General features: G+C 50.9%; 14 protein-coding genes. 4 read left to right on the top strand and 10 right to left on the bottom strand.

Going from position 1 to position 19,875, the window contains the following annotated elements; genetic code table 11:
• Positions 1-216: 216 nt before the first annotated feature.
• Positions 217-1,548, top strand: coding sequence for an ATP-binding protein (locus DBY90_RS04635; protein WP_070491010.1), 1,332 nt, complete (start codon positions 217-219; stop codon positions 1,546-1,548).
• A 60-nt stretch (positions 1,549-1,608) separates the two neighbouring features.
• Here DBY90_RS04635 and fabG read toward each other — a convergent pair whose 3' ends face one another.
• From fabG to DBY90_RS04600, 7 genes are all read right to left on the bottom strand, one after another.
• Positions 1,609-2,355 carry a 3-oxoacyl-ACP reductase FabG gene (gene fabG, locus DBY90_RS04630; protein WP_003684588.1) on the bottom strand — a complete coding sequence of 249 codons (747 nt, stop codon included), beginning with the start codon at positions 2,353-2,355 and terminating at the stop codon, positions 1,609-1,611.
• A gap of 276 nt (positions 2,356-2,631) precedes the next feature.
• Positions 2,632-3,672 (bottom strand): hypothetical protein, encoded by a 1,041-nt coding sequence (locus tag DBY90_RS04625; RefSeq protein ID WP_070491012.1) that lies wholly within the window; start codon positions 3,670-3,672, stop codon positions 2,632-2,634.
• 9 nt (positions 3,673-3,681) lie between these two features.
• The gene (locus tag DBY90_RS04620; protein WP_070491014.1) at positions 3,682-4,692 is read right to left on the bottom strand and encodes a hypothetical protein; all 1,011 of its coding nucleotides are present in this window, start codon (positions 4,690-4,692) and stop codon (positions 3,682-3,684) included.
• Positions 4,693-4,836: 144 nt separating this feature from the next.
• A complete protein-coding gene (locus tag DBY90_RS04615) occupies positions 4,837-8,532 on the bottom strand; it encodes a glycosyltransferase (protein WP_070491016.1) in 3,696 nt (1,231 codons plus the stop codon).
• Between the two features lie 112 nt (positions 8,533-8,644).
• Positions 8,645-10,498, bottom strand: coding sequence for a lipid A export permease/ATP-binding protein MsbA (gene msbA, locus DBY90_RS04610; protein WP_070491018.1), 1,854 nt, complete (start codon positions 10,496-10,498; stop codon positions 8,645-8,647).
• Positions 10,499-10,906: 408 nt separating this feature from the next.
• Positions 10,907-11,833 carry an ACP S-malonyltransferase gene (gene fabD / locus DBY90_RS04605; protein WP_070491020.1) on the bottom strand — a complete coding sequence of 309 codons (927 nt, stop codon included), beginning with the start codon at positions 11,831-11,833 and terminating at the stop codon, positions 10,907-10,909.
• 19 nt (positions 11,834-11,852) lie between these two features.
• The gene (locus DBY90_RS04600; protein ID WP_107986599.1) at positions 11,853-13,142 is read right to left on the bottom strand and encodes a DUF1294 domain-containing protein; all 1,290 of its coding nucleotides are present in this window, start codon (positions 13,140-13,142) and stop codon (positions 11,853-11,855) included.
• Positions 13,143-13,564: 422 nt separating this feature from the next.
• Between DBY90_RS04600 and DBY90_RS04595 the strand changes: the two genes are divergently transcribed.
• Positions 13,565-14,392, top strand: a complete 828-nt coding sequence (locus DBY90_RS04595) for a factor H binding protein domain-containing protein (RefSeq protein WP_060975295.1) — start codon at positions 13,565-13,567, stop codon at positions 14,390-14,392.
• Positions 14,393-14,815: 423 nt separating this feature from the next.
• On the opposite strand, the gene DBY90_RS04585 is transcribed toward DBY90_RS04595, so the two are convergent.
• The gene (locus DBY90_RS04585; protein WP_101810279.1) at positions 14,816-15,778 is read right to left on the bottom strand and encodes a beta-ketoacyl-ACP synthase III; all 963 of its coding nucleotides are present in this window, start codon (positions 15,776-15,778) and stop codon (positions 14,816-14,818) included.
• A 199-nt stretch (positions 15,779-15,977) separates the two neighbouring features.
• Entirely contained in the window at positions 15,978-16,703 is a 726-nt protein-coding gene (locus DBY90_RS04580; protein WP_070492054.1) for a 16S rRNA (uracil(1498)-N(3))-methyltransferase, read from the bottom strand.
• A 76-nt stretch (positions 16,704-16,779) separates the two neighbouring features.
• Here DBY90_RS04580 and DBY90_RS04575 point away from each other — a divergent pair, with 76 nt between their 5' ends.
• Both DBY90_RS04575 and DBY90_RS04570 read left to right on the top strand, forming a co-directional pair.
• Entirely contained in the window at positions 16,780-17,574 is a 795-nt protein-coding gene (locus DBY90_RS04575; RefSeq protein ID WP_036492236.1) for an inositol monophosphatase family protein, read from the top strand.
• 104 nt (positions 17,575-17,678) lie between these two features.
• The gene (locus DBY90_RS04570; protein WP_267894283.1) at positions 17,679-17,996 is read left to right on the top strand and encodes a DUF705 domain-containing protein; all 318 of its coding nucleotides are present in this window, start codon (positions 17,679-17,681) and stop codon (positions 17,994-17,996) included.
• Between the two features lie 131 nt (positions 17,997-18,127).
• Here DBY90_RS04570 and purH read toward each other — a convergent pair whose 3' ends face one another.
• Entirely contained in the window at positions 18,128-19,708 is a 1,581-nt protein-coding gene (purH, locus tag DBY90_RS04565; protein WP_107986595.1) for a bifunctional phosphoribosylaminoimidazolecarboxamide formyltransferase/IMP cyclohydrolase, read from the bottom strand.
• Positions 19,709-19,875 lie beyond the last annotated feature (167 nt).

The following is a 19,875-nucleotide window of genomic DNA, read 5'->3' as shown; positions in this document are numbered from 1 at the left end:
ATCCATGCCCGCCCATGCCATAATCAATATAGTGGATTAACTTTAAATCAGGACAAGGCGACGAAGCCGCAGACAGTACAGATAGTACGGAACCGATTCACTTGGTGCTTCAGCACCTTAGAGAATCGTTCTCTTTGAGCTAAGGCGAGGCAACGCCGTACTGGTTTAAAGTTAATCCACTATAACAAAACCTAAAACAGCCTCACCAAACACACTATGCATCACTTTATCCAGACCCTCAAACAATCCCTGCAAGTCCGTATCAGCATCGCCCTGATACTGATGTTCCTGCCTTTGTCCATCATCGCAGGCGCATTCTCCTATTACCAAACCTACCATGAAGCCGAAGAGCTTCAGGACGACCTGTTGCGCCAAACCGCCGCCTACATCAACCCCAAAACCACCGACTACACACAAATAGGCAGCGAAAACCACATCCTCATCCAAACCTTCGGACAAGAAGACACCGTCCCCCTGTCCGACACACTCGGCGAAGGATTCCACACCATCAAAGGCAGCGTTGATGACGACGACGACGATGACGACGACGAATACCGCGCCTACATCCGCCAAACCCCGCAAGGCAAAATCGCCGTACTCCAAGAAACCGAATACCGCGACGACCTCGCAGCCACCGCCGCCTACCAAAGCGTCCTCCCGCTGCTCATCGCCCTGCCCCTCATGATCCTGCTGACCGTATGGATCACCTACCGCGCCATGCGCCCCGTCAAAACCCTTTCCGCCTCCCTCGGCAAACGCCGTTCAGACGACCTCTCGCCGCTGGACGGAGAAGGCGTGCCCAGCGAAATACAAGGCTTCGTTACCGCCATCAACCAACTGCTGCAACGCACAGGCGAAAACATCCGCCGCCAGCAACGCTTCATCGCCGATGCCGCCCACGAACTGCGCAGCCCACTGACCGCCCTCTCCCTTCAGGCAGAACGGCTCACCAAGCTGCCCCAATCGGACGAAGCCCGCGAACAGACCGGACTCATCCTCCAAAGCATACAGCGCAACCGCCACCTGCTCGAGCAGCTCCTGACCCACGCCCGCGCCCAAGGCTCCGAAACCCAACGCAACCTGACCGACATCAGCCTGCAAGCCCAGTTCCGCCGCGTGCTGCAAGAACTCATGCCCCTCGCCCTCGACAAACAGCAAGACATCGGCGTCGCCGTCGAAAACGACCTGCGCATCCGAGCCGACGACACCGAAATCTACACCCTCATCAAAACCTTCACCGACAACGCCATCCGCTACACCCCCGCAGGCGGCCGCATCGACATAGGTTTCAGCGAGACCCCGACCACCCTCACCATCTGGGTGGAAGACGACGGCCCCGGCATCCCCGCCAACGAACGCAGCCGCGTAACCGACGCCTTCTACCGCATACTCGGCACGGAACAGCAAGGCACCGGACTCGGACTCTCCATCGCCGACGCCATCGCCAAACGCTACGGCGGCAAACTCATCCTCGCCGACAGCCGCAACTTCGCCCACGGCCTGCTGATACAGGCGGAACTCAACAAGCAACTGCTGCAAGCAAACTAAACAAACAAAAGGTCGTCTGAAATCCGTTTTCAGACGACCTTCTTTATTTTCCAAGCCGAATCAAGGCATCAGCATGCCGCCGTTGACGTGCAGCGTTTGACCGGTGATGTATTTTGCTTGGTCGGAAGCGAGGAACAATACCGCATCTGCGATGTCCTGCGCTTCGCCGAATTTGCCCAGTGAAGTTTGCGCTTCGAAGGTTTTGCGGGTTTCTTCAGGCAGCGCGCGGGTCATGTCGGTATCGATAAAGCCGGGGGCGACGCAGTTGACAGTAATGCCGCGGCTGCCGACTTCGCGCGCCATGGATTTGGAGAAACCGATCAAGCCTGCTTTTGCCGCGGCATAGTTGGTCTGACCGGCATTGCCCATCACACCGACGACGGATGTGATGTTGATGATGCGTCCGGCGCGTTGCTTCATCATGCCGCGCAAGACGGCTTTGGAGGCGCGGAACACGGATTTGAGGTTGACCTGCATGATGTCGTCCCACTCTTCTTCTTTCATACGCATCAAGAGGTTGTCGCGGGTGATGCCGGCGTTGTTGACCAGAATATCCAGCTTGCCGAACTCTTTTTCAATGTCGGCAATCAGGTTTTCGATGGTTTCGGGTTCGGCGGAATTCAATGCACGGCCTTCGCCGCCCCATTGCGCCAGACGCTCGCTAATCGCCGCCGCGCCGCTTTCGCTGGTCGCCGTACCGATAACTTTGGCACCTGCGGCCGCCAGCGTGTCGGCAATCGCCGCGCCGATACCGCGCGATGCGCCTGTTACCAATGCGATTTTGCCGCTTAAATCTTGTGTGCTCATGTTTACTTCCTTGTTTGGGGAATGGAGTCTGTTAATTTCAGACGACCTTATAGCATAAATAGTGTGATGAATCTAATTTTTGAGGTCGTCTGAAACAAAATAAGATGCCTCCGTATTGTCATTCCTGCGCAGGCGGGAATCCAGACTTCAATCTTTCAGAAATGTTTAGGGATTACTGTAATCTCAAATCTCTGAATTCCCGCCTGCACGGGAATGACAGTGCAGGCATTGCCTATTTTATCTGCCATATCGACAAATTTCAGACGACCTTTCCGTTTATTCGGGCAGGGTTATTTTTTGATGGGGCGGTATGTCCAGAATATAGCGCAACCAGTTGCCGAAGCTGTATTTTTGGTAGATTTCGGGTGGCAGCTCGCGATAGGGTTTGTCGACAAATTCTGCCAAACCGTCCAAACTTTTACCGTCCCAAACGAAGATGTTGTCGGGGTGGTAGAAATCGTATTTTTTGATTTCGGCGTTGGTGGTAATCAGTTTTTTACGGTAGCCGAGGGCTTCGAAGGGGCGGAACGAGAGGCCGTTGTGAACGGGCGTTTTGAAATCTATAAGGATTTTTGCCTGTTTGGCGGCTTCGAGGTTGTCTGCGAAACTTCTGACGCCGATGAAGATTTTGATGTTTTCCGTAGGATAAAAACGGCGGAGGGTATCGACATCGGTATTCAAACAGCCGATATTGAAGTCGAGCTTCCAGCCCAGCGTTTCGGCCGCTTTACCGAACGCGGAAATAATCGGGGCGCGGTCGGGCATATGCCAGCCGATGAAATAGAAATCGTTGGGCGGGTCTTCGGGCAGGTTGACATCGTGGTCGAAATAGAAGTTGGTGGTCGGCAGGAAGGGATGTTTCGGATTTCGCATATCGGCGGGATCAAAAACGTAAATACAGTCGAACCGGTCGGCGCAATCCCAAATAGCCGGAAAGCGATTGATACCGTCCCATTGGTAGTTGACCATATTGCCGGGACGGGTATGGCGTTTAATCATATCCAGAAACTCAGGCGAGTAGATGTCGCCGCGAATAAACAGGGCGTAATCCGCCTTGCCGTACGCTGCCAGTTTGTTTTCGACGTCTCGGATTAATTGGGCGGATTTAAAGTCTTTTTTGGCGTTTTTATCCCGCAGCACCAGTTGTCTGAATTTGACTTTCAGACGACTGGAAAGGGAAGGATAGCGGAAATTCAGGTTGTCCATGACGACGCTGACGACGTTGAAGCCGTGATGATTTAAGGCGGCTTCGATGACTCGGTAGATTTGGTTGTCGGCGGGCATCCCCAAAATAATCGTTTTTTGTTCGGTCGTCATGGTATCTATTTATGCTTCGTCTGATATGTCGAGGATTCGGCGGACCCAGTTGCCGAAGGCGTATTTGGCTTTTATTTCTTCAGGAAGCGGATGGTAAGGTCGTCTGAAAAAGTCTTGCAGGCCTTCGGGGTTTTCTCCGTCCCAAATAAAGATGTTGTCGGGATGGTAGAAGTCACATTCCGCTACGGCCTGATTGGTGGTAATCAGTTTTTTGTCGAAACACAGGGCGTCGAATACGCGGAAAGACAGGCCGTAATTTTCAAATTGGACAAAATCGACGACTGCCAGGCAGTTTTTAACCTTTTGCAGGTTTTGCTCGAAACTCAGGATGCTTTGTCTGTCCAAATAGGTAATGCCGTCGTTGCCGAAAATTTTGCTTGCGCGGTCGTCTTTGCAGTAAATGTGGAAATCCAAAGGTAGCCCCAGTCTGCGTGCTTCATCGAGAAAAACGGAGGTTTGATGTTCCCTACCTGCTTCGTAGCCGCCTAAAAAATAAAGGCCTTCCGTTTTTCCGTTTCCCTCAATCGGAAAATCGAAATAGAAATTGGTGGTCGCTTTGAAACGGTGTTGGGGGTATTTCTCCACATCGTTTTTATTGAACACCCAGCAGCGGTCAAAATAGGGCAGATATTCGATGATGTCGGGGAAACGGTCGATACCGTCCCATTGGTAGTTGACGCATACTTTGCTGTGTTCGCGGATGGCGGAAATAATTTCTTTGGGATAAATATTGGCGCGGATGCAAAGGGCGTAGTCTGCTTTGCCGCCTTCCAAGGAAGCCAGTTTTTCGGCTATCTGCTTGCGGTAGCGGGAATATTTCAGTTTTTTCTTATAATCGCCGTCTTTTTTAATGTGTTTATGATACAAACCGAGAATACGGCAGCCTATGTGCGGATAGTATGAATCTCTGTCATCGTAACAGAGATTGATAACATTGAAGCCGTGGAAGCGCAGATTTTTTTCTATGCACTTATCCAGCCCGTACATATATGGGGCGACCAGTATGATGGTTTTGTTCATAATTAAGATGTGATGCGGTTAATCTCAGGTACTTCAATGCAGTAAAAATTAGTTTAGATAAAACAACGTCGTACGGGTTCAAAGTTCATTCACTGCCATTTTCAGACGACCCTTTGTTGCCATCGAAAGGGTCGTCTGAAAACATCAATCTGCTTGGTTCGACAGTATTTCTTGATATAGGCCTGCCAATTCGTCTTTTTGTTCCGCAAAAGTCCGAATATGGCTTTTCGGCAGTTCAATGACTGCGCCGTCGTCCATTGCTTGATAGCGTTCGCAAACTTCGGCAATGGCACGGCTCAATTCTTCCACGCCGCTGTCAAACGGAATGACTGTGCCGTTTTCGCCGTCGATAATGTCTTCGGACACACCGCCCGCGTCAGTAGCAATTACCCAAACATCACGCAACACTGCCTCTCTGACCGTCAGCCCGAAACTTTCTTTCCATTGGGTCGGGAACAACAAAACATCGATTTCCGAGAAGAAGTGGTCGATAGTATCTTGGCTGTAAGCAGGTTCGATGCGGAAGCGTTCCACGCCGTCGAAATCACTGTCAAAGAACGAACGCGCGCCGACGTTGAGCATATTGTCCACGACAACCAGTTCGGTGTTGGGGAAACGGTGTTTCCTGAAGGCTTCCAAAATCAGATGAACGCCTTTGATTTTGGTTTTTCCGCCGACATAACCGAAGCGGATAACGTCTTTTTTCCGTTTGGATACTTGACCCAAGGGGCGGGTAACGCCGTTTTTGTTGACGAGGACGTTCCTACCCAAAGTTCTTTCATGCAGCTCGGCAAAATATTTGCTGGGCGCAAGTAACATATCGATTTTCGACAAAGCGCGGGCTATGGTTTTGCTCCGTTCGTCTTCGGTATTCCATTGCTCGCGGAAGACTTCATTTTCGTCAAGCATGAACTGGTTCGGACAAATCCACCAGGCGTCATGCAGGGTAACGAGGGTTTTGACACCAGCTTCCCGACAAATATCGACCATGCCGACGCCCATGCTTTGAATGCAGTGGATATGGGCGATGTCGGGCTCTACGAGTTCGATGATGTCTTTGACGGCTGCATCAAAACGCGGGTTTTCGTGGGCGGCCGCATCTTCTGAAGGAACGGCAACGCCGAAAACGGTCACTTTGCCGTATTCGTAACGGATGACGCTGTACGGCGGCAGCCAGCTTTTCATCGGCAAAGTCGTTACCGCATATATTTCGTAGGCTTCTTCATCGGCAAGCAGTTTGTTCAGTTGCTCGGCAACAATGGTCGCCCCGCCAAACGATTGCGGATGATAGTAAACATTAAACGATAAGACTTTGGTTTTCCCTTTTGCGGCAGATTCAAAACGGACGGCGGGCGCAAGCTGCGTGCTGCCGATGGCTTGCGGGCTGTATGTTTCCGTAACCGTACGGTATGCCGCCTGCGCCATACTGTCGCGCAGTTCGGGATTTTGAATCAGGGTAGCGAACGCTTCATACCATTGCTGTTCGCTGTCTGCCAGAAAGCCGTTTTCGCCGTTGACAATCACATCGGCAAAAGCCGCCCTTGGCGAACATACGGATGCCACTTTGGTAATCGATGCTTCAAGGTATTTGATATTGCTCTTGGCATCGTTGAAAACGAAGTTTTCCAAAGGCGCGATGCTGATGTCGCATTCGGACAAATAAGTCAGGTATTCCGTATAGTTGCAAAACGGAATACGTTCGATTTGGCTTTGTACATCGTCGAAATATTCGGGCAGCTCCAAATAGCCGATGATTCTGAACCTGACATTCGGATTTTCTTTCAATATGTTGGCAAGCGCGGGAGCGGCTTCCAAAAAGTCGATGTTATGCGTTTTGGTGCCCGAACCGTAAATAATTCGAATCAGACCGTCTTCTTGTTTTTTCAGACGACCCTCGATGCTGTTTGCCGCTGCCAGCGTTTCATCATCAAGCGCGTTTTCAACCACATAAACCGTCTCCAAACCTGCTTCCTTCATGGCTTTTGCCAGTCCGGAAGTCGAAGCGATGCCTTCGTCGCACGCCAACATGGCTTGACGGTAAAGTTTCGCGCCGTTGATCACGCCTTCTCTTTCTGCCGGTTCAAGCGAATTGATGGTGCTGCTGGTTTTCAGGACATCTTCGTCAAAAATCAAATCATCGACATCCCATAATGTTTTGATATTCAGACGACGGCATTCCGCAATCAAATCCATTACGCTGTCAAAACCGGGAACGCGGTAGAAAATCACCACACTTGCCAAAGAAATCTGTTTCTTGGCTTCATTGCTGTCCGTCCATGAAGTCACGGAACAAGGAATACCCAGCTCCTCAAGCATTTCCTGCTTTTGGATAACGCGGTATTTTTTGCATTGCGGAATACTGAGTTCGGCAATGATGGCAACTTTGGGGGCAAGCGTGTCGGCAGCATGTTTGGTCAGTCGCTGGATAAACGTTTGCGGAATCGGGTCTGCCTGAATCGAATGCCCAAAAGCTGATGCAGAACTGACAGCTTTCAATATCTGTTTTACGCTTTTAATCGAATGGGTTTGCTTGTAATGGCGGCGTAAAAACTGATATGCCTTGCCGATACTGCCCTTCTCGCGCACCAAAAGACGGAAGCCTTTGCGGTAACGGTTGGCGGAGCTGATGGCTTGCTCGGTTTTGACAAACGGCTTGAATGCCTTAACCGTCCACAAACCTTTGTATTTTGCCAATCGCCGGCTTTCTTCATGAATATGCCGTTCCAATTGTGTACGGTGGCTATGCAGTTCGTTGATGATGTTTTCAGACGACTGTCTGCTTTCATTCAATATATGAATGTTTTGCTCCAACGATTGCTTTTCCTGCTGCAAGGTATTAATTTGTTTTTTCAACAGTTTGATTTGTTTTTCTTGTTCTTCCAATTGCTCTTCTACGGTACTGTTGCGCAACAACATTTCAATTTGCTTTTGCAGGAATTCAGTCTGTTCAGCAGACAATTCGGTTTGTTGCAGCAGTTTTGCCATGACATGCTGCAATTCTTGGTTTTGATTTTGCATTTTGGTATTGTCTTCTCGCAATTGAAGGTTTAGCTCGGATAAAGATTGGATTTGTTGTTCTAGTAAGGATATTTTTTGAATACAGTCGGAATATCCCAAATGATGTTGCATAAACAGTGCGCGGTTTTTCTCGTAGACTTTTTGCCAGTCTTCGCGGTTTAAATCAGGATTTTGCTCCAAGCGGTTAATCAGTGATGACCCGTCACGGCGTTTACGGTAGCGGAACAACACTTCCGGAATACGGATGACTTCTCCGCCGTTGCTTAAGAGGCGTATCCAAAGATCCCAGTCTTCATGTGTTGCCAGGTTTTCATCAAACCCACCCAAAGAAACGAAATCCTCGGCACGATGCATAGAAATGATAGGGATGCGATTCCCCTTCAACAGACTTTCCAAACCGTCATAATCCGGCAGATTCCACAAGCCTTCTTGCGCATCAAAATACTCTGCCAACGGATACACCAGCTTACAGTCGGGATTGTTTTCCAAAACCGCGACGCATTTTTCGATGTAATCCGGCAGGATGAGGTCGTCTGAATCAAGAAACAGGAAGTATTTACCCCCCGCCAGCCGCGCCGCATGGTTTCGGGCGGCGGCAACGCCTTGATTGTTTTGTACGGCGTAACGTATGGCGGGCTTGTCCGCCAGAAACTCCCTCAAATAATCGGCGTGTTCCGGGTCAGAGCCGTCGTCAACAATGATGATTTCAAAATTCTGATGGCTTTGGCTAAGGACGGATTGGACGGTTTCTACGATGTATTCCTTACAGTTGTAGTAAGGAATCATCACGGAGACGGCGGGGGACTGGGCTTGATGATTCATGCGGATAGTTCCTTTCTGTCTGTTCGGCAGCCTTCCTTGTCTTGCTGCTCGGTGTTTTCAGACGACCTCTTAAGCAAATCGTCCTTCAACTGACCGACAGGTCGTCTGAAAATCAACTTGCTATCTGCTTCGGCATATTGCGCAGCATGGCATAGTAGCCGTTTTGCGCCATCAATTCATCGTGGGAACCTTGCTCAACTATATGACCGTCGTCCATGACAATAATACGGTCGGCTTGCTCGACGGTGGTCAGGCGGTGGGCGACGATGATGCTGGTGCGGTTTTCCATCAAGCGTTCAAGGGCTTGTTGGACGAGGCGTTCGGATTCGTTGTCCAGCGCGCTGGTGGCTTCGTCCAAAAGCAGGATGGGGGCGTCTTTCAAAATGGCGCGGGCAATGGCGACACGTTGACGCTGACCGCCGGAGAGTTGATTGCCGTTTGCGCCTATCGGCTGGTTCAAGCCGTATGGCGAGCTTTCAACCAAATCTTGCAAATTCGCGGCTTTGAGGGCTGCCAATACTTCTTCTTCAGTGGCATCGGGACGGCTGTAACGGACGTTTTCCAAAAGCGTGCCTTCAAACAAAAAGACATCTTGGGAAACAAGGGCGAATTGGGAGCGCAGGTTGTCAAGTTTGATGTCTTCTATATTCACATCATCCAAATAAACCGCGCCGGAGCTTGGTTCGACAAAACGCGGAAGCAGGTTGACGGCAGTAGATTTACCGCTGCCTGAGCGGCCGACCAGGGCTACGCGTTCGCCTTTGCGGATATCGAGATTAAAGCTGTCCAAGGCTTTTTTACCGTCTGTGTGGTAGCAGACATCGACGTTATCAAATTTCAGACGACCTTCGACATTGGTCAGGATTTTTGTACCGTTATCTTTTTCAGGCTCGGTATCGAGGAATTGGCAAACGGCATCAGAAGCAATAAACATGGTCTGCATGGGGATGCTGATGTTCGCCAAGTTTTTAATCGGACTGAGCATTTGCAGCATGGCAACGATAAACGCCATAAATTCGCCGATGGTGGTATGTCCTTGTTGGCTCTGCCAAAGGGCGATAAAGATGACAATAGCCAAAGCAAACGACGCAATCAGTTCGCTGAATGGAGAACGCGCGGCAGTGGCTTGGGTGATTTTTTTACCGAGACGGACGATGGTGTCATTGACAGCGGTGAAGCGTTCGGCAGCCTGACGTTGGCCGCCGAAGAGTTTGACTACACGGTGTCCTTGATGGACTTCGTTGACGACATTGTTCATGGTACCGATACTGAGTTGCGCTCCCGCAATAATGTCTTTCAGACGATTACGGTAATAACGGGACAACAAAGACAGCAGCGGGAACATCAGGGCAACAACCAAGCTAAGCTGCCAGTTCAAATAAAGCAGGACGCAGACCAAACCGACGACAATCATGGTATCGCGGGTTAAAACGATAAATACATTGCTGGCGTTGCTGATGGATTGTTCCGCCATTTGCACCATATTCATCAAAACCGTGCCGGACGGGGTTTCCTGATGAAATTTGGAAGAAAGTTGCAGCATCTTGGCAAACATATCGCGGCGCAGATGACTGATTGCCATGACGGAAACCCAAGTCAAGAGATAGGTACTGACGAAACGGCTGATGCCGCGAATGATGACCAAAAAGATAAAAAATACCGGCACAACCCAGACTTTATTGGGCGTACCCCAAATCAGGTAGGTAAATTGATCTTTCCAGTTTTGCAGCGTAGCGATGATGCCGCCTGCGGTGTTAAGTTCGGGCGGAGCAGAAGGCGGGGCGAAGCCTTGGTTGACTAGCGGGGCAATAAAGGCGGCGAGATAGCTTTCGGTAGCGGCAACACCGAAGATAGCAATTAAAGCAAAGATGATGCGTGCTTTATAAGGGCGGATATAAGCCATCAAGCGCATGAAGCTGCGCGAATCTTCTTGGGTAAACAGGCCGAAGGTCAGTTTTTCTATCATTGGCTCGGTGTTCCGGAGTAATGCAGATTGAATATTTTATCAATCTGTCGGATTGGTAAAGCCTATGATTATATCGCAACGAAGTTACCGATGCGACGAAATTGCTGTTTTTAAATGAATAACGATTTTTATTTCTGTAAAGTTTTTTCAGACGACCTTAAATGTTCAAAATAAATTGATAGTGAACTGGAATGTATAGTGGATTAACTTTAAATCAGGACAAGGCGACGAAGCCGCAGACAGTACAGACAGTACGGCAAGGCGAGGCAACGCCGTACTGGTTTAAAGTTAATCCACTATAAAACATCCCCCTGTTGCTATTCCCTCCCCTATCCGAACACAACCGACAGACATTAAAAAACGACCTTTCATTAAGAAAGGTCGTCTAAAACATAACAAGCGGCAAACTTAATGCGCTTCGATAAAGGCAGCAACTTGTTCGGAATTGGTCAAAGCGCTGCACACGGCTTCTTTGTTGATACGTTTTGCCAAACCTGCCAACACTTTGCCCGGTCCGCATTCGGCTGACTCGGCAATGCCTTCAGCAACCAGCGCATTGACGGTTTCCGTCCAGCGCACAGGGCTGTAAAGTTGGCGGACAAGTGCGTCTTTGATTTTCTCTGCATCATCGTAAGCGGCAACATCGGCATTATGGATGACGCGGATTTGCGGTTGTTTGATTTCGACGGTTTTGAGTGCTTCGGCAAGTTTTTCCGCAGCAGGCTTCATCAGACTGCAATGCGAAGGAACGGATACAGGCAGCGGCAGCGCGCGTTTGGCTCCTGCTTCTTTAGCAGCGTTCATGGCGCGCTCGACGGCGGCGGCATTGCCCGCAATCACGACTTGTCCGGGTGAATTGAAGTTGACGGCTTCGACCACTTCGCCTTGCGCGGCTTCTGCGCAAATGGCTTTTACCTGTTCATCTTCCAAGCCGAGAATCGCCGCCATCGCACCTACGCCCTGCGGCACGGCAGACTGCATCAGTTCGGCGCGCAGGCGGACGAGTTTGACTGCATCCGCAAAATCCAATGCACCGGCGGCAACGAGTGCGGTGTATTCACCGAGGCTGTGGCCGGCAACGACGGCTGGTGTTGTGCCGCCCGCTTCCAGATAAGCACGATAAACGGCAACACCGGCGGCAAGCATGATGGGCTGGGTATTCACGGTTTGCCCAATGAGGTCGGCATCCGTACCGTTAATCATCGCCCACAAATCTTGACCCAAGACTGCGGAAGCTTCGTCAAAGGTATTTTTTACGACCGATTGTCCTGCGAAGCCGTCCATCATATTGAGGCTTTGCGAACCCTGACCGGGGAAGAAAAATGCAAAAGACATGATATTCCTTTGTTTTGGTTTAGTTTTTCAGAAAATTCGTCAGAGGATTATCGGCGTAATGTATCAGCAGGGCATAGGTAATGGCAACATTTATTGCCACTGTCAGCCAGAAAATCTGAACAAAAGGAACTTTCTTGGTTTTGTGGCGGAACGCGGCGCGCGCAACCAATGCGCCGGGCCAGCCGCCCAGTAGGCTGAATGCGTGCAGTTTGTTTTCAGGGATGCGGTTTTGGTACTCGTTTTTACGTCTGATTTTGCGCGCGGACTCCATCGCCGTCTGCTTATCCTGTTGATAGAGAATGAAGGCGGCAATACTGATAAGGACGTAAATGAAAAACAGTTTATTAGAAAGCGCGGCGACAACGGTCAGGAAAACGACGGCAATGACGCTGTTGATAAGGAGAGCCTGCATATCGATATTGAGCCTGTTGTGGTCGGGTGGCAATTCGTCAAACAGAAATGCTTCATCGCCCAACTGGACGACCTTGATCGCTTGTTGGCGGTTGCCTTCTATCGGGCGGTTGCAGTAGAAACTGACGCGCTGACCTGTTTGCGGACGGCTGGTATTGTAATGGTACGCGCTGATGTGAAAGAAAATATTTTGAGACTCGTCGCCGAAACGGATGAAGCCATAGCCTTTGGCATCATCCCATGTGGTAATCGTACCACTCATGACCTGATTAGGCGGTAGCAGATTCTTTTGGGCGGATTTCGGAGCGGGATAACGGGTTTCGGCAACCAACGGCTGCTCGATTTTGGCTTGAACTTTGGGACCGTGCTCCGGACGGGAAAAGTGTATGGTTTGAACATTTTCTTTTTTAGCGGACGCAGCGTGTATCGACTCAGGTTCGGGTTCGGATTCAGGCGTACTGCGGATAACGGCATTGACCAGCAGCCACTGTCCGTTGGGATGGCGGCGCAGCGTGCCTTCAAGGCGGTCGCCCGCCCTAGGCGTACGGGTTTGGTCGGCAAGAAACTGTCCCAGCACAAAGACCGGCTGCCCTTCATTTGAAACATCCATTCCATAACCACCATTCTTCGACCAATCCCAGTCGGTCAGCGTAATGACCGCGCTGTCATTGTTTTTATAACCCGGATTGACGCGCTCGACACCCCTTGCGACGGCGCGGTTGTTTTCCGTTTCTATTTGAAAGCTGACACGGTGTCCGGTTTCAGGTTCTTGATAATCGGGGTGGAGGGATTGGCGGTTGGCAAAGATGCGTTGCGAAGACTCGTCGCAAATAATGGAGCCGCGGCTCATTTCCCCGAACCAATGGGCGATTGTCCCGTAATGTTTATTATGGTTCATTTTATTTTTATATTAAGGAAAAAATGTATTGGATAATAACCAGCTTTCCAATTATACCGATTTATCATAATTTATGCAGAATTTAACCATAATGAATAAAAGGTCGTCTGAAACGGTGTCGGTTTGAAGCAACTACACGTTTTCAGACAACCTTTTTTGCGTGAAAAGAATTAGGAGGTATCTACAAGCATTGAGTTGTGCATTTGAAAAATAAATTGACGCATACAAAAAGCTTCCCCCCTCCCTGTTTCAATGTAATTAAATGAAAAACTCCCTCTTAACCCCCTATCAAAAAACTGACCAAAGTCTAAAATAACTTCTTGAAAAATTATAAAAAACATAAGAGAATGAACATCTTCGCACCCGAAGAAAATCTTTACATTATCCTTTACATTGTCCATAAACGAGCTTAGGGAAATATCATGACATACCTATCACGCGCCTTCTCTTTGTCTATCCTCGCAGTCGCACTTGCCGCCTGTGGCAGCAGCGGTGGAGACTCTCCCTCAACCCAAGCAGCAAATAACGCCAAGCCGCAAACGCCTGCAACCACACCGGCCGCAGATCAATCAGGTGGCAGCAGCGGCGATTCACCTACAACCCAAGCAGCAGACAACACCAAACCGCAAACGCCTGCAACCCAACCGCCAACAGACCAGACAGCAGGCAACGCTCCCAAAGAGCCGAAGCTGACGCTGGCAACCATGCCGGATAAAAGTGCCAAGCGGATTTACGAACTGCCTTACTCGACAGTTACAGGCATTACGCAAACGAAGCTGCAAGCTAACGGCTACACTGGAGAGGTTACAGATATCCAAATCAGCGGCACCCCGACACTTGAGTCAGCCTTGCCTAAAATGGGCAAGGTGGTTTATCACGGCGATGCTTTTAACGATCGAACCGATCCTGTAGAAGGTACTATTGGCTACGGCACAAGTCCCGGTTCTTTGGAATACACCATAGATTTCGACGAACGTACCGGCCATGGAAAAATTTCCTCGCTTCAATTAGATTTTGGAGACATCATGCTGAGACAGGGCAAGCTCGAAAAAATCAATCTGGACGGACAGGAAGTCATGGGTGTACGAAGCAATGTCGATGTTGCCAGGTCGGGCGATCCTTATAATCCGGACTATATACCGGCAGGCAATTACGAATTGGGCATCTTTGGTCCGAATGCCGACTCGATTGCAGGTAAACTCAAATCGTTTTTCAATATCGGTTTCGGTGGTACGCGGGACGGTAAATAAATACTTTGTACGAAGCAGGAAAATCATATGGCAAATGCCATCTGTGTCTGATCGAACAGCGCATTTTTTGGACTTTCATAAGGTCTGAATGATGAAAGGTCGTATGAAAACCCAAAGCATCAGGTTTTCAGACGACCTTTCATATTTTAAGCGGATATAGGGCTGGTCATCTTCTTTTGATATGACACTTGCCGTCTGCCTTCCCGCACAGGCAGGAATTCATCGGCAAGCTCAAGAAATCTTTGTTTGAAAAGAAATTGCTGCAATTCAAAATTGGATTCCCACCTGCGTGGGAATATAGTGGATTAACTTTAAATCAGGACAAGGCGACGAAGCCGCAGACAGTACAAATAGTACGGCAAGGCGAGGCAACGCCGTACTGGTTTAAATTTAATCCACTATAAGTTTGAAACAAACAAAAAATCAGTATTTCACCAGCACCGCGCCCCATGCGAAGCCGCCGCCTATGCCTTCGAGCAACAAGTTTTGTCCGCGCTTGATTTGACCGTTTTGGATGCCGACGTCGAGTGCGAGCGGGATGGAAGCGGCGGATGTGTTGCCGTGTTCCTGTACGGTCAGGATGACTTTTTCCATGTCCAGACCCAAGTGTTTGGCGGTGGAGTCTATGATGCGTTTGTTGGCTTGGTGTGGCACGAGCCAGTCGATTTGATCGGGGGTATAACCTGCTTCGCTGATGACTTCGTCGGCGATTTTTGCGAGCATTTTGACCGCGAATTTAAACACGCCCGGCCCGTCCATTTTGACGTAAGGAGAACCGCAAACTTGCCCGTTGGCGATTTGACCGGGTACGTTGAGCAGGTCGAGGTAGTTGCCGTCTGCTTTGAGTTTGCTATGAATGATACCTGCTTCGTCGGACGCGCCCAATACTACCGCGCCTGCGCCGTCGCCAAACAAAACGCAGGTCGTGCGGTCGTTCCAATCCACGATGCGGCTGAACGTTTCCGCGCCGATGACCAAAACCTTTTTCGCCATGCCGCTTTTGATGTAGGCGTTGGCGGTGGTCAGGGCGTACATAAAGCCCGCGCAGACCGCCTGCACGTCAAATGCGGGACAGCCGTTTTCTATGCCGAGTTTTTGCTGGACGATGGTCGCGGTGGACGGGAACTGCATATCGGGGGTAGCGGTTGCCACGATAATCAAATCGATTTCATCGGCAGCGACACCCGCTGCAACCAGCGCGCGGCGTGATGCTTCGGCGGCGAGGTCGCTGGTTTTTTCGCCTTCGTCTGCAATATGGCGGAACTTGATGCCGGTACGGGTGGTAATCCACTCGTCGGACGTATCGACTTTTTTCGCCAAATCGTCGTTGCTGACGCGGTTGGCGGGAAGATAGCTGCCGGTACCTAAAATTTTGGCGTATTGCATGTGAAGGCCTTTGAGCGTTGATTCGGATAATCGGCTATTGTAAGCGAAAACGGATGAATTGCCCAACGCCGCGAAGGCGTAAAACAGGTAAAGCGGGCAATGGCTTGAAAAACAAATATAAACATATGATTTTAATAAAACTTACTTTTCAAACCATCTAAAAATTTACGTTTCCCATCCCGTTTTCAGACGACCTCGGTTACACAAAATCCCCCCAAAGCGTCTGCATCGCTGCAATCGCCGCCAGCGAAGCGGTTTCCGTCCGCAAAACCCGCTTGCCCAGCGTTACCGACTGAAATCCCGCTTCAAACGCCAACCGTTCCTCCTCGTCCGTCCAGCCGCCTTCCGGCCCCACCATAAAAATCAGGTCGTCTGAAAACGGCTTGACGGCACGCAAACTCTGGGCACGGTTCAAACTCATCAACAGCTTGGTCGTTTCAGACGACATCTGTTTCAAAGCCTCGCGGTAAGGCAGCAGCGGGCGCACTTCCGGCACAATATTCCTGCCGCTTTGTTCGCAGGCAGACACCACAATTTCCTGCCAACGCACCACCCGTTTATCCGCCCTCTCGCCGCTCAGGCGTACGACGCAGCGTTCACTGATCACCGGCTGAATCGCCACCACGCCCAGTTCCACGCTTTTCTGCAAAGTAAAATCCATACGTTCACCGCTCGATACCGACTGCACCAGCGTGATTTTCAGCGGCGACTCGTTGTCCGTCTCCTCCTCGCGCAACACTTCCGCACAGGCACGGCGTTTTTCCAAAACATCCAAACGCGCGGGATACGCCTTGCCGTTGCCGTTAAACAAAACGACCTCTTCCCCGCAGCGCACGCGCAAAACATTTAAATGACGCACAACATTATCAGGCAGTTCAACGACTTGCCCCGCATATAAAGCATCAGGCAGATAAAATCTGGACATGGTTCTTCAAGTGAAAACGGATATAATAACGCGATTATACGATTTCGCACCCCAACCGCAAAAACAAGGACAAAAAGTGTTACACCGATTGCAAAAAGTCGTCCGGCACATCGCGCAAACCGAAGTCATGCCGCGCTTCCTGAATACCCCGTCGCACCGCAAAGAAGACGGCTCCATGCTCAGCGAAGCCGACCTTGCCGCCCAAACCGCCTTCGCCGCCGCCCTGCCCTTGTTGATCGACAGCCCCATGCTCGGCGAAGAAATGAGCGTGCAAGAACAAACCACCCTTTGGAAACTGCACGCGCATACCGACGGGCTGTGGGTCGTCGACCCCATAGACGGAACCAACAACTTCGTCAACGGACTGCCCCATTTCGCCGTTTCCGTCGCCTTCGTCAAAAACGGCCGCGCCGAACTCGGCATCATCTACAACCCCGTCAGCGGCGAATGTTTCTACGCCGAACGCGGCAAAGGCGCATACCTCAACGGCACACCACTCCCCCTGCGCACCGTCGACAAAAAACTCAGCGAAGCCATCGCAGGCGTTGAAATCAAATACCTGCGCTCCGGCAAACTCACCAGCCGCATGAGCACGCTCGCCCCCTTCGGCACCATCCGCAGCATGGGCAGCAGCACGCTCGACTGGTGCTACCTCGCCAGCGGACGCTACGACGTGTACGTCCACGGCGGGCAAAAACTGTGGGACTACGCCGCCGGCGCGTTGATTTTCGAAGAAGCAGGCGGCAACCTGTCCACTTTGGAAGGCGACGACTTCTGGAGCGGCGAACACGTCTTCAAACGCTCCGTCATCGCCGCCCTGCAACCTGCCCTGTTCGAGCGTTGGGAAAAATGGATACGGGAGAACCAATAAACCCGTTTTAACAAATAAAGCAGTAATTGAACAAAACAATGATAGAAAATATGAAAAGGTTTTTCAGACGACCTTTTTGATATCCATCCACCCATTTCAAAGCAATTAATCTAATGAGTAGACCTACCGTTATTTTCATTGATGTGGACGACACCCTTGTCAGAAGCGTAGGCAGTACGCGCATTCCCATGCCCGAAGTCATCCGCCAAGTCCGCCGCCTGCATGAAAACGGACATATGCTTTACCTCTGGAGCAGCGGAGGAGCCGACTACGCCCGTCGCAGCGCAGAAGAATTGGGCATATCGGAATGTTTTCAAGCATTTTTACCCAAACCGAACGCCTATATCGATGATCAAGCAGTACACGAATGGCGGTTCTGCACCCACTTCCTCCCCATCAACAGTGGGCAAATTGACCAATAGCCTCAACAGCGGCATTTTGTCGGACAGAATGAAAATGCAATTGCCGTGTATCTCTGGACATCTCTTGTACAAAAAGGTCGTCTGAAAATAGTTTTTCAGACGACCTTTGTTCACATTATTTATTTCCCGAATCAATGTCTAAAATGGCGAACACCCGTTACCACCATGGCGATGCCGTGTTCGTCCGCCGCATCGAAGACTTCCTGATCGCGCATCGAGCCTGCGGGGTGGATGATGGCTTTGATGCCCTGTTCGGCAATCACGTCCACGCCGTCGCGGAACGGGAAGAAGGCATCGGAGGCAGCGCATGCGCCGTTTAAGTCCAAACCTGCGTCCTGCGCTTTGCGGGCAGCGATGCGGGTGCTGTCCACGCGGCTCATTTGGCCTGCGCCGATGCCGTAGGTTTGACCGCCTTTGCCGAACACGATGGCGTTGGATTTGACGTATTTGGCGACGTTCCAAACGAACAGCAAATCGTTCCATTCCTGCTCGGTCGGTTGGCGTTTGGAGACGACTTTCAAATCGGCGCGGCTGATGCGGTGGATGTCGGGCGTTTGTACCAACAGTCCGCCGCCGACGCGTTTGAGTTCGAAGCGATTCGCGCCTGCTTCGAGCGGCACTTCCAACACGCGCACGTTTTTCTTGGCAGCGGCGATTTCGAGGGCTTCGGCGGTGAACTTCGGCGCCATCAAGACTTCCATAAACTGATTATCGGTAATCTGTTTAACGGTTTCGCCGTCCACTTCGCGGTTGAAGGCGATGATGCCGCCGAACGCGCTGGTGGTGTCGGTGGCGTAGGCGAGTTTGTAGGCGGTCAATGTATTGGCTGCAACGGCGACGCCGCACGGATTGGCGTGTTTCACAATCACGCAGGCGGGCGCGTCGAAGGATTTGACGGCTTCCCAAGCGGCATCGGCATCAGCGATATTGTTGTACGACAATTCTTTGCCTTGGAGCTGTTTGTAGGCTGCGAGGCTGCCTGCGGCGGGGTACACATCGCGGTAGAACGCGGCGCGTTGGTGCGGGTTTTCGCCGTAGCGCATGTCTTGCACTTTAATCCAGCTTTGGTTGAACTGGCTTGGGAATTCACCGATTTCGGGCGTGCCGCTCAAGACGTCGTCTGAAAGCGAGGTTAGGTAGTTGGAAATCATGCCGTCGTATTGGGCGGTGTGGCTGAACGCCTTGCGCGACAGGTTGAAGCGGGTTTTGTCGCTCAACGCGCCGCCGTTGGCTTCCATTTCGGCGGCGATGGCGGGGAAGTCGGCGGTATCGGTAACGATGGCGACGTGTTTCCAGTTTTTCGCGGCGGAGCGCACCATGGTAGGGCCGCCGATGTCGATGTTTTCAATCGCGTCTTCCAGCGTGCAGTCGGGCTTGGCGATGGTGGCGGCGAAGGGGTAAAGATTGACGCACACGAGGTCGATGTTGCCGATGCCGTGCTCTTCCATCTTGGCGACGTGTTCGCCCAAATCGCGCCGACCCAAAATACCACCGTGGATTTTCGGATGCAGCGTTTTCACGCGGCCGTCAAGCATTTCGGGAAAACCGGTGTAGTCGGCGACTTCAATCACGGGAACGCCCGCATCGGCAAGCAGCTTCGCCGTGCCGCCGGTGGAGAGGATTTCGACACCGAGTTTGTGCAGGGTTTGGGCAAATTCGACTGCGCCGTTTTTGTCGGACAGGCTGATCAGGGCGCGTTTGATGGAAGGCATGGGGATTCCTTTTAAGCAGATTTATAACTGGAAACAAACACTTTCAGGGGCGGTATTATCCTCTAGTTTCGGCTTTTTAGCAGCAGTTTTCCAGAAAAATTGTTGACAATTTTTCGATAAAAAAGGTCGTCTGAAAACCGTGTTCATAAGTTTTCAGACGACTTTCG

The sequence above is a fragment of the Neisseria mucosa genome (genome assembly GCF_003044445.1).
Classification (GTDB): domain Bacteria; phylum Pseudomonadota; class Gammaproteobacteria; order Burkholderiales; family Neisseriaceae; genus Neisseria; species Neisseria mucosa_A.
This window is presented reverse-complemented; position numbering and strand designations above follow the sequence as displayed.

Bases quoted from the DNA above. Each gene is read 5' to 3' on its own strand.
- DBY90_RS04635 (WP_070491010.1), top strand. From the start codon at position 217: ATGCATCACTTTATCCAGACCCTCAAACAATCCCTGCAAGTCCGTATC.
- fabG (WP_003684588.1), bottom strand. From the start codon at position 2,355: ATGAGCACACAAGATTTAAGCGGCAAAATCGCATTGGTAACAGGCGCA.
- DBY90_RS04625 (WP_070491012.1), bottom strand. From the start codon at position 3,672: ATGACGACCGAACAAAAAACGATTATTTTGGGGATGCCCGCCGACAAC.
- DBY90_RS04620 (WP_070491014.1), bottom strand. From the start codon at position 4,692: ATGAACAAAACCATCATACTGGTCGCCCCATATATGTACGGGCTGGAT.
- DBY90_RS04615 (WP_070491016.1), bottom strand. From the start codon at position 8,532: ATGAATCATCAAGCCCAGTCCCCCGCCGTCTCCGTGATGATTCCTTAC.
- msbA (WP_070491018.1), bottom strand. From the start codon at position 10,498: ATGATAGAAAAACTGACCTTCGGCCTGTTTACCCAAGAAGATTCGCGC.
- fabD (WP_070491020.1), bottom strand. From the start codon at position 11,833: ATGTCTTTTGCATTTTTCTTCCCCGGTCAGGGTTCGCAAAGCCTCAAT.
- DBY90_RS04600 (WP_107986599.1), bottom strand. From the start codon at position 13,142: ATGAACCATAATAAACATTACGGGACAATCGCCCATTGGTTCGGGGAA.
- DBY90_RS04595 (WP_060975295.1), top strand. From the start codon at position 13,565: ATGACATACCTATCACGCGCCTTCTCTTTGTCTATCCTCGCAGTCGCA.
- DBY90_RS04585 (WP_101810279.1), bottom strand. From the start codon at position 15,778: ATGCAATACGCCAAAATTTTAGGTACCGGCAGCTATCTTCCCGCCAAC.
- DBY90_RS04580 (WP_070492054.1), bottom strand. From the start codon at position 16,703: ATGTCCAGATTTTATCTGCCTGATGCTTTATATGCGGGGCAAGTCGTT.
- purH (WP_107986595.1), bottom strand. From the start codon at position 19,708: ATGCCTTCCATCAAACGCGCCCTGATCAGCCTGTCCGACAAAAACGGC.